Raw genomic sequence first — 12,413 nt, forward strand, 5'->3', positions numbered from 1 at the left:
TGGTTGGCGACTGCCGGGGTACCGGCCACGCCGATCTGCCCGGGCGCCTCCTCGACGGTGCCTCGAACCAACGGCGGTGCGCGCCTCGGGGACGTTGCCCGCGGCCGCTTGTCGGGTTCCGCCAACGGCATCCCGTTCCGAGGCGGCGGCACGGCGCCGGGGGTGGGCGACGATCAGCTCGTCCCGTCCAGGTGCCCCGTGCGCAGAACGGCTGCGCCGCCGCCTCGATGATCCGGTCCCGCATCCTGGCTCATCCCGTGCGGTTTCCACACTCGGGATGACGTGCTAACTTGAAGTAGAGTTACTAGTTAGTCTACCTGGCACGGACAAGGAGGACCCCGACATGCCCGCACCCACTCCGGTCGTCTTCATCCACGGGCTCTGGATCCACTCGGACTCCTGGAACGAGTGGTCCGAGCTCTACCGGCAAGCCGGCTACGACCCCGTCGCCCCGGGTTGGCCGGGCGAGTACGACAGTGTGGCGGCCACGCGACAGCACGCGGCTGCCGTCGCCAACCACGGCATCGAGGACATCACCGCCAGCTACCGGCGGGTGATCGACGGCTTCACGGTCAAACCGGTCGTGGTCGGACACTCCTTCGGCGGCCTGATCGCCCAGAAGCTCCTGGCCGAGCAGTACGCCTCGGCTGCGGTGGCCATCGACCCGGCACAGATCAGAGGCGTCAAGCCGGTGCCGCCGGCACAGCTCCGATCGGGCTGGCCGGTGCTCTCCAGGCCGGGCAACAGGAAGAAGGCCGTCTCGCTCACCCGCGAGCAGTTCCGCTACGGCTTCGGCAACGCCGTCCCGCAGGCCGAGTCGGACGAGCTGTTCGACCGTTGGACCATCCCCGGCCCCGGCAGGCCGCTCTTCGAGGCCAGTGCCGCCAACTTCAGCCGCAACTCCCCGGCGGCGGTGGACACCCGCACGCATGACCGCGGCCCGCTGCTGATCATCAGTGGAGGCCAGGACCACACCGTCCCGCAAAGCGTCGCCAAGGCCGCGTACAAGCTCTACGCCCACTCGGCCGCCACGACCGACTACCAGTCGTTCCCCGATCGCGGCCACTCGCTGGTCTTCGATCACGGCTGGCACGAGATCGCCGACGCCACCCTCGCCTGGCTCAAGCGCCAAGGCGTCTGAACCAACCCCCCCCCGCGCAGGCGCACTGCGTCTGCGGCGCAATCGAGAGGAATCACCATGAAGGCAGCACTGAAGTTGAGCAAGACCGGAACCCGGTTCGCCGTCCTGGGCGCCGCCGTGGCCCTGGCCGCTGCGATCGTCCCCGCTGCGGCGGCGTCCAGCGCTACTGGTGCCAGGTCGGGCCACCCGGCGGCGGCCAAGCCGACGGTCGTGCTCGTGCACGGCGCGTGGGCCGACGGTTCCAGCTGGAGCGGCGTCGTCCGCGACCTGCAGCACGACGGCTACACCGTCGACGTGCCGCCGAACCCGCTGCGCGGCGTGGCGAGCGACTCGACCTACCTCGCCAGCTACCTCGCCACCGTCCCCGGACCGATCGTCCTGGTCGGCCACTCCTACGGCGGCTTCGTCATCACCAACGCCGCCACCGGCAATGCCAACGTCAAGGCACTCGTCTACGTCGACGCCTACGTCCCGGCCCAGGGTGAGACCCTGAACACGCTGACCGCCCAGTTCCCGGGCAGCCAGGTCGGCCCGGACGCCCTCAACTTCGTCCCCTCGGCCGGCGGCGTCGTCGACGCCTACATCAAGCCCGCGCTGTTCCACGGCATCCTGGCCAACGACCTGTCGGTGAAGCAGTCAGCCGAACTCGCCGCCACCCAGCGCCCGCTGGCGGCCTCCGCGCTGGGTGAAGAGTCCGGTGCGCCGGCCTGGACCAGCATCCCCAGCTGGGACGTGATCGGCACCGCCGACCACGCCCTGCCCCCCGCCGCCCAGCAGTTCATGGCGAAGCGCGCCGGAGCCACCATCACCAAGCTGAACGCCTCCCACCTGTCCATGGTCTCCCACCCCACCCAGGTCACCGCCGTCATCGAAGACGCAGCCCACCACACCCCCTGACGTGCGTCAACGATTCAGCCCACGGCACCCACGGGCGCCAGCGCCCTGATGCTGTGCCAGTTCCAGGTCTACCAATCGCGGCGCGAGCACCCGATTCCGCCCACCACACGACGGGGCGGAAGCGCTTGCTTCCGCCCCAAACAACCAAAGCCCCCGGCGGGATACTGTCTCTGAGTCGCGCCACATGGACGAGTTCACGCCATCGGGGAGACGCACCCCCTTGACGGTGTGCGGTCGTCAGGGCGATGGTCATGCAAGTAGTCGCAACGCACTCGACACAGGAGATGGCCATGAGCCTGGAGTTCGTCGGGATCGACCCGGATACCGAGAAGGACGGCTCGCCGACCGTATGGGTTGAGGAGGAGACGGCCGATCTGATCCTCCAGGGCGAGAAGGCAGACGCCCTATTGGCGGCAGAGATCCGCGGACAGAGTTGGTCCCCCGGGCACTCGGCGGGTATCCCTGCTCATGAGTCAGTCACACGGATTCCGGCCCGGATGGTGCCGATCATCAGGAAGGCGTGCGATGCCGCAGAGCGTAGAGCTGCCAGTGGTACCGAGCTTTGATGAGTTGCTGAGTAGCGCTCAACGGTCGGCTGTGCATCTGGAGATGCGGGATTCGTACAGCGTTGGCGGCGAGTCGTCAGGCTTCTCCCGCTGGAAACGTACTGGCGAGCGGGACAATGACCCAAATTCTGATTACTGGCGACCCTGGGTGGAGCAGATCGCCGCAACTGTTGCCCGGGGTGTGGTGATCCGCCGCGCTCGCATCGTCTCGGAGCCTGTCACCGACTACATCCGTTACGAGCACGGCGGGACGGTGGTCAACCTCGCATCCGGTGAACTGGTTCGCTGGCTGCCAAGGCGCCAAGCATCGGACATCGCTCTACCGGGGAATGACTTCTGGGCTTTCGACGGGGAGATAGTCGTCTTCAACCACTTCACAGGCGACGGTGACTGGGCCGAGCCTGGCAAGGAGCTTCGTACCGAACGCGCCGTCGTAAACCTGTGCTCGTCGGCTTTCGAGGCCGTTTGGGAGCGGGGCGTCCCGCACGAGAAGTACTCGGTCTGACCTTCACCGTCGCTACGAACACCGGACAGTCAGCACATGTCGTCAGCCTCCCCGTCTTCCAGCGCGCAAGCCGCACGAAGGGCGCTTGCCGATCGGCTCCAGGGCATCCGAAAGGATGCGCGGATCAACGGGCGCGAGCTGTCTGCCCGGTGCGGCTGGCACCCGGCGAAGACCTCGCGCATCCAGGACGCCAAGGTCGCGGCCTCGGAGGCTGATATCCGAGCGTGGTGCGCAGCGTGTGGGGTCGAAGACCAGGTAGCTGATCTGATCGCGGCCTCCAGAGCCGTCGAGTCGATGTACGTGGAATGGAAACGGCTCAGGGGGAACGGCCTGCGAAGCCTCCAAGAGTCCTATGCTGCCCTCTATCAGCAGACCAGGATGTTCCGCTTCTACACCTCCGACGTCGTCCCGGGGGTACTCCAGACGTCTGCCTACGTCAGGGCGATCATGGCCCGTTTCGCTGACGCGAGCCGAACCCCTGACGACTTGGAGCAGGCTGTGGCAGCCAAGTTGGAGCGATCTGGCGTCATCCACAGCGGAAACCACCGATTCGTCTTCCTCCTGGAAGAGGCTGTGCTCAGATACAGACTCGGCGACGCTGAAGCAATGGCCGGCCAACTTGGGCACCTGCTGGCCGTCATTTCGCTGCCTCGTGTGAGTCTGGGGATCATCCCCTTCGCCACCGAGAGAACCATCTGGCCGGTCGAGTCCTTCCGCATCTTCGATGATGCGCGGGTGCAGGTGGAACTTGTGACTGCGTCAGTGAACGTGACGACGCCCAGCGAGATTGGCGACTACCTTCAGATCTTCGGCGAGCTACAAGCATTTGCCGTCTACGGGGCCAGAGCCCGTGCCTTGATCACTGCCGCGATAGACGCGATCGGGTGAGCCTGCGCAACTAGTGGCAACTTCCTGGCCGTCAACTGTGTCTGATTCATAACCTGATGGAGGTAGGAAAACCTCACAGGCGACGGGGGCGGCATGGCCACGACGAATCTCGACACGGACCCGTACCGGCTGGCGATTGTGGCGGCCGAGCGGCTGCGCGCGGCGTTGATCGGGCACGGGATCACCATCCCTTCGCTGCGGGGGAGCCACCCGGCCAGGGAGGTTCCGATGGTTGAACTGGGGTGCTGTTCGGCCGAGGTGGTGGAGGCTCTGGCGGCGGCGTTGGAGAGGGTGGGCGCGGAGTGACCGGCCCGGCATCCGCCTTCCGCTCGGGGGCGTGCAAGTACGACGACCATCCGACCCTGCACGCCTTGTGCTCAGGCACGTTCACCCACCAGCTTCCGACGAGCAGTCCGGAAGAGCGGGTGTGTGTCTGTCCCTGCCATACCCCGGCGGGAGCGCATCTGCGGAGGGGCAGCGCGGGCAGGCGGGTGGCCGGTCTCAACCGGGCTGCGGAGCAACCGTGTTGATGCCCGGCAGCAGGATCTTCGGACACCCGTCCGACGGGCACGGGCAGGCACCACGAGCGAAGGAGTACGAGCATGCTGCTCGAACCGATCACCACTGAGGGCGGGGACGGGGGGCCACCGCAGGTGACGGACAGTTCCCATGAGCGGGAGAGCGAACCGGTTGGGCAGCGGCAATGTGGTCACTCTGGAGATCGACGCCGCTGTCGCCGCTCAGGCGCGGACCAGTCTCCGCACAGTAGGACTCCACCCCGAGGTGATCCGGGCGAACGGGGAACTGGCCGGCGGCGGGACGCGCCGTACGACCGGGTGATCGTTACGGCCGTGACGGGCGCGCGGTTGCGGGACGGCCGGTCCCGAGCGAACGGTGGGCGGGGGGTCGGGCCTGGGCAGGCCCGACCCCCCGTTCACTTCTGGCGACCCGTCAGCGGCCCGGGACGTAGACGATGCCGCGCAGGGCTTCGCCGGACCGTGCCGTGCGCAGGGTCCTGAACGTGTCACGGGCCGCGCTGGTCGCCTCGAGGCGGTCGGTCACGCGGACGAGGCGGTTGGGGTCGGCGCCTTCGTCGGTCGCGCCGGAGACCGTGGAGGTGACGCCCCAGATGGTGACGGTGCCATCGGTGTCGACCTTGCCGGTGATGGTGCGCAGGCCGTCGGTGGCCGGGGCCCAGGGCAGGCCGGTGGCGGAGTTGTCACCGGTCGGGTAGTGGGAGACGCCGTAGGGCGTGCCGAGGTCGAGCCCGTGCTGGATCGTGTACGCCAGCGTCCAGGTGCCGTCGCGGAGTACCCACTTCTGCAGGCCTGCGCCGGTCTGGGCGGCGGCGTCGGTGTAGGTGCCCGTGGCGGGATCGTAGGTGTTGGTGCCATCGCCTTCGTCGGCGACGTACAGCGTGGTGTCGTTGGCGAACCACATGCCGAACGGGAAGGACGTCGTCGACTTGAGGGCCGTGGGAAAGCCCTGGAGGACGCACATGTTCTCCGGCAGGCCGGTGGACTGCAGCGTGGCGGGGTCGTACGCCAGCGCCTTGGTCGGCAGTGGCGCACCGGGTACTGGGAGGCCGACACCGTTGGGGCAGGCCGTGCCGGTGGTGTCGATGAAGTAGACGGTGTTGACGCCGTTGCCGCCGCTGCCCTTGGTCAGGTAGACGACGTTGTCGTGGACGGTCAGGCCACGGAAGTTGGTGTCCTTGCCGACCTTGTCGGCCTTGTCGCCCAGCTCGGTGACGCTGAAGCCACCGACCGGCGTGGGCTGACCGACCTGCTGCCTGCTCTCCGGCAGCCTCGACGGCGTCGCGATCTGCGCACCGGCACCGGCAATCACGCCGACCGGCTGCGGGTTACCGCCATTGCCGGCGTTGCCCGCCATGAAGAGCCGGTTGTCGGCGCTGTCGAGGACCGCGGAGCGGCCGTTGTTGCCGCTGTAGGCATTGGTCTCGGTGAAGCCGAAGCGCCCGCCGGGGCGCAGTTCGGCAACCGCGCGGTAGTACGAGGTGCCGACCGGGTTCGTCGGGTCGACCACGCCGGGCGTGTTGGAGTTCGACACGTCGGGGGAGTTCACCGGCGCGACGTAGCCCATGAACGTGAGCGCCGTGCCGTCGGTGGAGAGGTTGAGGCCGATCTCGGACTTCGACGGGAAGCTGGTGACCAGGTGGTCGCCGTCGATGCCGGTCGGCACCTCCAGCGTGTCCGTCGTGCGGCCGGACGGGGTGAGGCTGTCGAGGAGGATCGGCGAGGTGACACCGAAGCTCGGGTCGACCGACTCGTTGTTGAAGACCTCGGGGTAGCCGCCGTCGGCGACCGCGGTGACGCAGGCGGTGGTGCAGCCGGCCGGCAGCCGGGTGACGCCCGGGACGACCGAGTCCTTCCCTGCGGTGTAGACCGTGCGGGAGAGGACGAGCTGGCCCGGGCGCAGGACACCGTGGGGGCGGGCGGGGCCGGCATGGTGCGGAGCGGCGGTCGCAACCGTGCCGGGGATCAGCAGAAGACTGGAGATGACGCCGCCGGCGGCAGCAAGGGTGAGGCGGGAAGGCATCGGAACACTCCTGGGAGGGCTGGTGATTGGTGCGGGTGAAGGGTGGGGTCTCACTTGCAGGTGCCGCTGCCGGAGTCGCTGTACTGCAGCGCCGTGGCGTCGAAACCGGGACCGGGCTCGACGGGCTTGTAGTTCCAGCTGTAGCTGTGGGCCTTGAGGGTGAAGTTCATGACACCGAAGGCGCTGGCCTGGGCGGTGACCACGTTGGGGTTGGCGTAGTTGCCCGGCGTGCCGGCGAGGGTGTCCAGTGCCTCGCCGCCGGAGCCGATGATGAACTCCGGGATGCCGTGGGCCTTGTCGTACTGGCCGGCCGGGTTCATCGGGCGCAGCCGGGCGTAGGCGTGCTCGTGACCGTTGAGGATGAGCGTGGCGTGGCGCTGGTAGAGGAGCTTCCACCAGGCGTCGGCGGCCGCACCCTCGATGCCGCCGGCGCCCGGCGCTGCCGCAGGCACCGTGGTCGTCGAGGCCGTGGTGGCGCTGAAGGTGGGCTGGTGCCAGTACGCGATGGTGCAGGGGCGCTTGTTGGCGGCCAGGTCCTGCGAGAGCCACTGGGTCTCCTGGCTGAGGAGGCCGCTGTCCGTGGTGGAGCAGTCGTGGTTGAACGCGCCTGAGTCGCACTCGGCGTTGAGCGAGATGATGTGCCAGTTGCCGAGGTCGTAGGAGTACCAGCCCTGGTTGTCGGCGGTGTCGTCGCCGGCCTGGCCCTGGGCGTCCGGCGTGCCGGACTGGTCGTGGCCGTTGAAGTAGCCGAAGTAGCCGACCCCGTTCTGTCCGGCCTCGTTGTCGCCCTTCTTGGCATACGGGTAGTACTCGTGGTTGCCCGGCGCCGGGCGCTCGAGCATCTTCAGGCCGCCCCATGCCTGCTCGAAGGACTGCTCGAAGTCGGTCAGCTTGCCGACCTGGTACTGCTCGTCGCCCAGCAACGCCACCAGATCGGGGTGCATGTCCGTGGCCTGCTTCGCGGTGGCGAACTCGGCGTCCATGCCGCCGAGGGTGGGGCTGCCGCACTTGAGCGAGGTCGGGGTGGCGGCGTTGTCGTCGTCGTCCGGCTCGCAGGCGATGTCCCCGACAGCGGCCAGGGTGTACGAGTGCGCACCGTGTTGGGCGTAGGGCCAGTCGTTGTTGCTCTGGTGCGCATCAGCGACAGCGGTGCCGGTGACGGCGAGGACGGCCAGTCCGACAGTTGCGGCGGAGATCCTGCTAGCGCGTTTCATGATCAATTGCCCTTCCATGGAGAGCGAGCGGTCAACGCAGGTTACGCAGCAGACCTAACAGCCGACACAAACGTGTCCTAACGGCTTGGTGAACACCTGGGCGTCCGGCGCGCGGCGGACCGGCTCGACCGGCGGGCCCCGGCCGACCCCGCCGGCACCGGGGTCGGCGATCAGGTCATGTCACCGGTAGGCGAAGCCGCGTGCGCAGGGGCCGACCGGCCCTCGACGTCAGCCGACGCGCGGCCTCGGTGTGGGGTGGAAGCGCGTGTGCACCGGGCCGGCATGGAGGTGGTCGATGGCCGGCCCACCCTGGCGCGACCGACCTAACACTGAGGTAACAGGCCGCTCCCGCCGGATCCTCAGCGACCGCCCGACAACGAGGAGATGAAGGCCAGGTGAATGCTCCCGAACCCCTGCCGTCCGAGCGGGGAGCCCGCCTGCTTCGAGGAGATCCCTTGGGTGTTGTGTTCGCCGCCGTTCTTGGCGTGTCCTCCCGCCACGTCATTCCTGCTTCAGCAGTCGCAGCACACTTCTAACGACCGTTACATTTCTGACGTGATGGGGAACGGTGCCGACCACCGCCAGTGCCGCCCTGGTCCTCGGCGCCTTCCCCGGCCGAGCCCTGGCCAGGCACGGCAACAGTGCCGCCGGCCGGATCCTGAACCTGGTGCTGCTCGCCGCCGTCGCCCTGCCCTCGGTCCTGCTCGCCAGCGGCCGCGTCCTCACCTACAACCTGCCGCTGGCCCCACAGTTCGGGATCAACCTCATCGTCGGCGACGACTGGCGCGGCGCGCTGGCCGTGATGCCGGCCCTGGCGGCAACGTACGGCCTGGTCCGGGGAGGGGTCGACGCCCGGTGGCTGCCGCCGACCGCGGTGTTGCTGCTGCTCGGCCTGTCGCGGCGCCGGGTCGTGCGGGCCGCCCGCCAGGGGTGAATCCCGCACGAACCCTGCGCGGTGAGACCGGGGAGGGGTCCATCAGCGGCCCTCTCCCTCCTCTGCGTAGACCCGTGCCGCGTACTCGTCCAGGACCTGCTCGCACTTGGCCAGCGCGGCCGTCGCCTCGGTCTTGCCCGGCGCAGTCAGCACATCCCGGCTCTCCACCTTGGCGAACCAGTTCCGCAACTTCACCAGGTCCTCGTCGTTCTCCTCCAGTTCGGCGTAGGTGAAGTGCTCGGCCCGGTACTCCTTGTCGATCTGCCCGAGGAAGTCCTGACAGCGGTCGACGATCTCCTCGTACTCATCGTTGCGGGCCGCATTGAAGGCCTGCTCGACCTCCGCGCTGCCCGACAGCACCTCGGAGCCCAGCAGCAGCGCACTTCCGCCCATCTCCACGATCTCATTGCGCAGTACCCGGAACGAGCGCTCGGTGCCCGGGCGCTGCGGCAGAGCCGCCACCGAATTCTGCAGGTAGATCGCACCCAGGCCCTTGATCTTGCGCCACACCCCGGCCCGCAACCGGGTCGGCTCGGCAGGGACTTTGTAGACCAGGACCAGCCAACGCACCCCGGAACCGTCCACGGGGGGCCCGCCCGCCCGCCCGGCATCATCCTTCGGACCCGGCTGCCCCACATCCTGCGCCACCTGCACTCCTCCACGCGCCCGCCCCGCAACCTACGCGATCAGACTAGTCGCGCAGGCCGAACCCCAGACGCACCACGACCGGGCCGCCACCCACATGCCCGAAGGTGTTCAACTGGGCGGGGCCAGCAGCGTGTCCCATGGTGACGGCTCGTGCACCGTATGGCGGGTCTCCTGTGTTCACGTCCCGCGAAAGGCGAACGAATGCAGGTGGTCCCCGCGGTACTGGCCCTCTTGCTGCCGCGGCGCCTGCCTCCGCGGGCGGCGACGCCGGCGCTGACCGGTTCGGCGCTGGTGGCGGCGGGCAGCTGGCTGGGGACGTTGGCTCTGTTGGCGTTCAGCGGCTTCGGGCGCCATCACCAGGGCGACGGAATCCGCGGCCAAGCCCTGGCCGGGGCAATCGCCGCGTTCCTCGCCGGGTACATCGCGGTGTGATTCCTGACCCGGTACTTCGAGAGACCCGCACTCTGACGCCTTTGCCGTACAGGGCGTAGACCATCGAGCGGCCGTGCCCCGCCGGACCTCGACCAACCCCCGGCCCCGGGGGGCGGACCAGCTCAACAAACGAGGACGTGCTTGTACAACAGCTACTGGGTAGCTACTGAATTGGGCTCCCGATCAAGATCGGGAGCCCAATTCGTGAACGCTTTGGGGTCACTCTCCTGAACGACCCTGCTGGTGTCCGAGGGGGGACTTGAACCCCCACGCCCCGAAGGGCACTAGCACCTCAAGCTAGCGCGTCTGCCATTCCGCCACCCGGACCGGGTGTGTTGGGGCGACGTCGCCGTCGTCCTGACGTGGATAACCATAGCAAAGATCAGCCGTGGTTCCGAACGCGTTACTGGCGGCTGGACCTGCGGTGATGCGGCGGTGATGCGGGGGAGTGGGGGAGGGACGGGGGCGGGACGGGGCGGGGTGGCGATCGGGCGGAGCCGGTGCCGCAGCGGGCCGCCAGGCCGAGTAAGGGGTTGGGGTTCCGGCGGGCAGGGGGGAGGATGGCAGGGATCATGCCGGTGCGTCGCCCGGGGGCTGGGCGGAGGGGGCCGGCTGCGACGAGAGAGGCAGTGCAGCGTGAGCGAGACGAACCCGAGCCGGAGCCAGGGCCAGGAGCAGACCCAGGGCCGGACCCACGGCCAGGGCCAGGCCCCGCGTCAGGGCGGTCCGGTCGCCGGGGAGGAAGAGGTCGCGGACCTCTGCCGGGATCTGATCCGTATCGACACCAGCAACTACGGCGACGGTTCGGGCCCCGGCGAGCGCGCCGCCGCCGAGTACGTGGCCGAGAAGCTCGCCGAGTTCGGCCTGGAGCCGAAGATCTTCGAGTCGGCGAAGGGCCGTGCCAGCACCGTGGCCCGGATCGCGGGCGAGGACCCGTCCCGTCCGGCGCTGCTGATCCACGGGCACACCGACGTGGTGCCGGCCAACGCGGACGACTGGACCCTGCCCCCGTTCGCCGGGGAGATCGCCGACGGCTGCGTCTGGGGCCGCGGCGCGGTCGACATGAAGGACATGGACGCGATGACCCTCGCGGTCGTCCGCGACCGGCTGCGCACCGGCCGCAAGCCTCCGCGCGACATCGTGCTGGCCTTCCTCGCGGACGAGGAGGCGGGCGGGGTCTTCGGGGCGCACCACCTGGTCGACAAGCACCCCGACCTGTTCGAGGGCGTCAGCGAGGCGATCGGCGAGGTCGGCGGCTTCTCCTTCACCGTGAACGAGAACCTGCGCCTCTACCTGGTCGAGACCGCGGAGAAGGGGATGCACTGGATGCGCCTCACCGTGGACGGCACCGCCGGGCACGGCTCGATGACCAACAAGGACAACGCCATCACCGAGCTGTGCGAGGCCGTGGCCCGGCTCGGGCGGCACCAGTTCCCGGTGCGGGTCACCAAGAGCGTCCGGCACTTCCTGGACGAGCTGTCCGACGCGCTCGGCATGGAGCTGGACCCCGAGGACATGGACTCGGTGCTGGAGCGCCTCGGCGGCATCGCCAAGCTGATCGGCGCGACGCTGCGCAACACCGCCCAGCCGACCATGCTCGGCGCCGGCTACAAGGTGAATGTGATCCCGGGCCAGGCCACCGCCCATGTGGACGGGCGCTACCTGCCCGGCCTCGAGGACGAGTTCCACGCCGAGCTGGACCGGGTCCTCGGCCCGCGGATCCGCCGGGAGACCGTGCACGCCGACAAGGCGGTGGAGACGGACTTCGACGGCGCGCTGGTCGCGGCCATGCAGAGCGCGCTCAGGGCGGAGGACCCGATCGCCCGGGCCGTTCCGTACTGCCTCTCCGGCGGGACGGACGCCAAGTCGTTCTCCGAGCTGGGCATCCGCTGCTTCGGCTTCGCCCCGCTGCAGCTGCCGCCGGACCTGGACTTCGCCGGGATGTTCCACGGCGTGGACGAGCGGGTGCCGGTGGACGGACTGAAGTTCGGAGTGCGGGTGCTCGACCGCTTCATCGACGCCTGCTGATTTCTTTTCGATTTTATTTTCGATCGGGCCCGCCACTGTCCCCGGAAGGGGAGTGGCGGGCCTTTCGAATGCCCTGGCGGCGACGGCCGCACGCGAATGGGACGCTTCGATTCTTTTTCGCTCAGCCGTACGTATTGATCACCGTTGCGGGTGAATGACCGCACTGACTAGTACCCCGTTTGCCGCAGTCTCGTTCACCCATATGCAGCCCGCCGAACGGGCTGCGACGGACTAGGAGGACATTATGCAGGTCAAGAAGATCGTTGCCATTGCCGCGGCCACTGGCGGTCTGGTTCTCGCCGGCGCGGGTGTCGCGTCCGCCCATGGCGGCGGCGCGACCGCCGAGGGTGCTTCCTGGGGTTCCCCGGGCGTTGTCTCGGGCAACACCATCCAGGTGCCGATTCACATCCCGGTGAACGTCTGCGGCAACACCATCAGCGTGATCGGGCTGCTCAACCCGGCCTTCGGCAACAACTGCCAGAACTTCTGAGCGTCTTCCGGATGAATCCGGACCTTTAATCAATGTGGTCCCGGGAGGCGTGCCATGCCTCCCGGGACCATGTCGGCGTTCGTCAGGCGTCATCCCACCGGTCGGGCTCAC

14 protein-coding genes and 1 tRNA gene are annotated in these 12,413 nt (G+C 68.6%); 11 read left to right on the top strand and 4 right to left on the bottom strand.

The genetic code is table 11. The annotated features are described in order from the left end of the window. The first annotated feature begins 343 nt into the window (after positions 1–343). The 7 genes from ACEZDG_RS25580 to ACEZDG_RS25610 all read left to right on the top strand — a co-directional run bounded on the left by ACEZDG_RS25580 (position 344) and on the right by ACEZDG_RS25610 (position 4,837). Positions 344–1,141, top strand: coding sequence for an alpha/beta hydrolase (locus ACEZDG_RS25580; protein ID WP_380513527.1), 798 nt, complete (start codon positions 344–346; stop codon positions 1,139–1,141). A 57-nt stretch (positions 1,142–1,198) separates the two neighbouring features. Continuing rightward, positions 1,199–2,038: an alpha/beta fold hydrolase gene (locus ACEZDG_RS25585; protein WP_380513529.1), complete on the top strand. Its 840-nt coding sequence runs from the start codon at positions 1,199–1,201 to the stop codon at positions 2,036–2,038. A gap of 290 nt (positions 2,039–2,328) precedes the next feature. Further along, the gene (locus ACEZDG_RS25590) at positions 2,329–2,604 is read left to right on the top strand and encodes a hypothetical protein (protein ID WP_380513531.1); all 276 of its coding nucleotides are present in this window, start codon (positions 2,329–2,331) and stop codon (positions 2,602–2,604) included. Beyond that, complete coding sequence (locus ACEZDG_RS25595; RefSeq protein ID WP_380513533.1) at positions 2,564–3,109, top strand: DUF6879 family protein; 546 nt, start codon at positions 2,564–2,566, stop codon at positions 3,107–3,109. Before ACEZDG_RS25590 ends, ACEZDG_RS25595 begins: the two co-directional genes overlap by 41 nt. Before the next feature lie 36 nt (positions 3,110–3,145). Further along, positions 3,146–3,997 carry a DUF5753 domain-containing protein gene (locus ACEZDG_RS25600; protein ID WP_380513535.1) on the top strand — a complete coding sequence of 284 codons (852 nt, stop codon included), beginning with the start codon at positions 3,146–3,148 and terminating at the stop codon, positions 3,995–3,997. Positions 3,998–4,090: 93 nt separating this feature from the next. Next, positions 4,091–4,303, top strand: a complete 213-nt coding sequence (locus tag ACEZDG_RS25605) for a hypothetical protein (protein ID WP_380513537.1) — start codon at positions 4,091–4,093, stop codon at positions 4,301–4,303. Between the two features lie 363 nt (positions 4,304–4,666). Beyond that, a complete protein-coding gene (locus ACEZDG_RS25610) occupies positions 4,667–4,837 on the top strand; it encodes a hypothetical protein (RefSeq protein ID WP_380513539.1) in 171 nt (56 codons plus the stop codon). A gap of 111 nt (positions 4,838–4,948) precedes the next feature. Here ACEZDG_RS25610 and ACEZDG_RS25615 read toward each other — a convergent pair whose 3' ends face one another. After that, the gene (locus ACEZDG_RS25615) at positions 4,949–6,556 is read right to left on the bottom strand and encodes a hypothetical protein (protein ID WP_380513541.1); all 1,608 of its coding nucleotides are present in this window, start codon (positions 6,554–6,556) and stop codon (positions 4,949–4,951) included. A gap of 50 nt (positions 6,557–6,606) precedes the next feature. Further along, a complete protein-coding gene (locus ACEZDG_RS25620) occupies positions 6,607–7,770 on the bottom strand; it encodes a metallophosphoesterase family protein (RefSeq protein ID WP_380513543.1) in 1,164 nt (387 codons plus the stop codon). Between the two features lie 568 nt (positions 7,771–8,338). On the opposite strand from ACEZDG_RS25620, the gene ACEZDG_RS25625 reads away from it, so the two are divergent. Beyond that, entirely contained in the window at positions 8,339–8,704 is a 366-nt protein-coding gene (locus ACEZDG_RS25625; protein WP_380513545.1) for a hypothetical protein, read from the top strand. Between the two features lie 42 nt (positions 8,705–8,746). On the opposite strand, the gene ACEZDG_RS25630 is transcribed toward ACEZDG_RS25625, so the two are convergent. Further along, complete coding sequence (locus tag ACEZDG_RS25630; protein WP_380513547.1) at positions 8,747–9,274, bottom strand: Chromate resistance protein ChrB; 528 nt, start codon at positions 9,272–9,274, stop codon at positions 8,747–8,749. Positions 9,275–9,553: 279 nt separating this feature from the next. On the opposite strand from ACEZDG_RS25630, the gene ACEZDG_RS25635 reads away from it, so the two are divergent. Beyond that, a complete protein-coding gene (locus ACEZDG_RS25635) occupies positions 9,554–9,784 on the top strand; it encodes a hypothetical protein (RefSeq protein WP_380513549.1) in 231 nt (76 codons plus the stop codon). Between the two features lie 241 nt (positions 9,785–10,025). Here ACEZDG_RS25635 and ACEZDG_RS25640 read toward each other — a convergent pair. Beyond that, positions 10,026–10,111: transfer RNA gene (locus ACEZDG_RS25640), tRNA-Leu, on the bottom strand. A gap of 309 nt (positions 10,112–10,420) precedes the next feature. Here ACEZDG_RS25640 and ACEZDG_RS25645 point away from each other — a divergent pair. Both ACEZDG_RS25645 and ACEZDG_RS25650 read left to right on the top strand, forming a co-directional pair. Next, positions 10,421–11,812: a M20/M25/M40 family metallo-hydrolase gene (locus ACEZDG_RS25645; protein ID WP_380513551.1), complete on the top strand. Its 1,392-nt coding sequence runs from the start codon at positions 10,421–10,423 to the stop codon at positions 11,810–11,812. Between the two features lie 244 nt (positions 11,813–12,056). After that, the gene (locus ACEZDG_RS25650; RefSeq protein WP_380513553.1) at positions 12,057–12,302 is read left to right on the top strand and encodes a chaplin; all 246 of its coding nucleotides are present in this window, start codon (positions 12,057–12,059) and stop codon (positions 12,300–12,302) included. Positions 12,303–12,413: the final 111 nt, after the last annotated feature.

It is taken from the genome of Streptacidiphilus alkalitolerans (assembly GCF_042511045.1).
Taxonomy (GTDB): Bacteria; Actinomycetota; Actinomycetes; order Streptomycetales; family Streptomycetaceae; genus Streptacidiphilus; species Streptacidiphilus alkalitolerans.

Bases quoted from the DNA above. Each gene is read 5' to 3' on its own strand.
- ACEZDG_RS25580 (WP_380513527.1), top strand. From the start codon at position 344: ATGCCCGCACCCACTCCGGTCGTCTTCATCCACGGGCTCTGGATCCAC.
- ACEZDG_RS25605 (WP_380513537.1), top strand. From the start codon at position 4,091: ATGGCCACGACGAATCTCGACACGGACCCGTACCGGCTGGCGATTGTG.
- ACEZDG_RS25620 (WP_380513543.1), bottom strand. From the start codon at position 7,770: ATGAAACGCGCTAGCAGGATCTCCGCCGCAACTGTCGGACTGGCCGTC.
- ACEZDG_RS25650 (WP_380513553.1), top strand. From the start codon at position 12,057: ATGCAGGTCAAGAAGATCGTTGCCATTGCCGCGGCCACTGGCGGTCTG.
- ACEZDG_RS25590 (WP_380513531.1), top strand. From the start codon at position 2,329: ATGAGCCTGGAGTTCGTCGGGATCGACCCGGATACCGAGAAGGACGGC.
- ACEZDG_RS25595 (WP_380513533.1), top strand. From the start codon at position 2,564: ATGCCGCAGAGCGTAGAGCTGCCAGTGGTACCGAGCTTTGATGAGTTG.
- ACEZDG_RS25635 (WP_380513549.1), top strand. From the start codon at position 9,554: ATGCAGGTGGTCCCCGCGGTACTGGCCCTCTTGCTGCCGCGGCGCCTG.
- ACEZDG_RS25610 (WP_380513539.1), top strand. From the start codon at position 4,667: ATGAGCGGGAGAGCGAACCGGTTGGGCAGCGGCAATGTGGTCACTCTG.
- ACEZDG_RS25615 (WP_380513541.1), bottom strand. From the start codon at position 6,556: ATGCCTTCCCGCCTCACCCTTGCTGCCGCCGGCGGCGTCATCTCCAGT.
- ACEZDG_RS25600 (WP_380513535.1), top strand. From the start codon at position 3,146: ATGTCGTCAGCCTCCCCGTCTTCCAGCGCGCAAGCCGCACGAAGGGCG.
- ACEZDG_RS25585 (WP_380513529.1), top strand. From the start codon at position 1,199: ATGAAGGCAGCACTGAAGTTGAGCAAGACCGGAACCCGGTTCGCCGTC.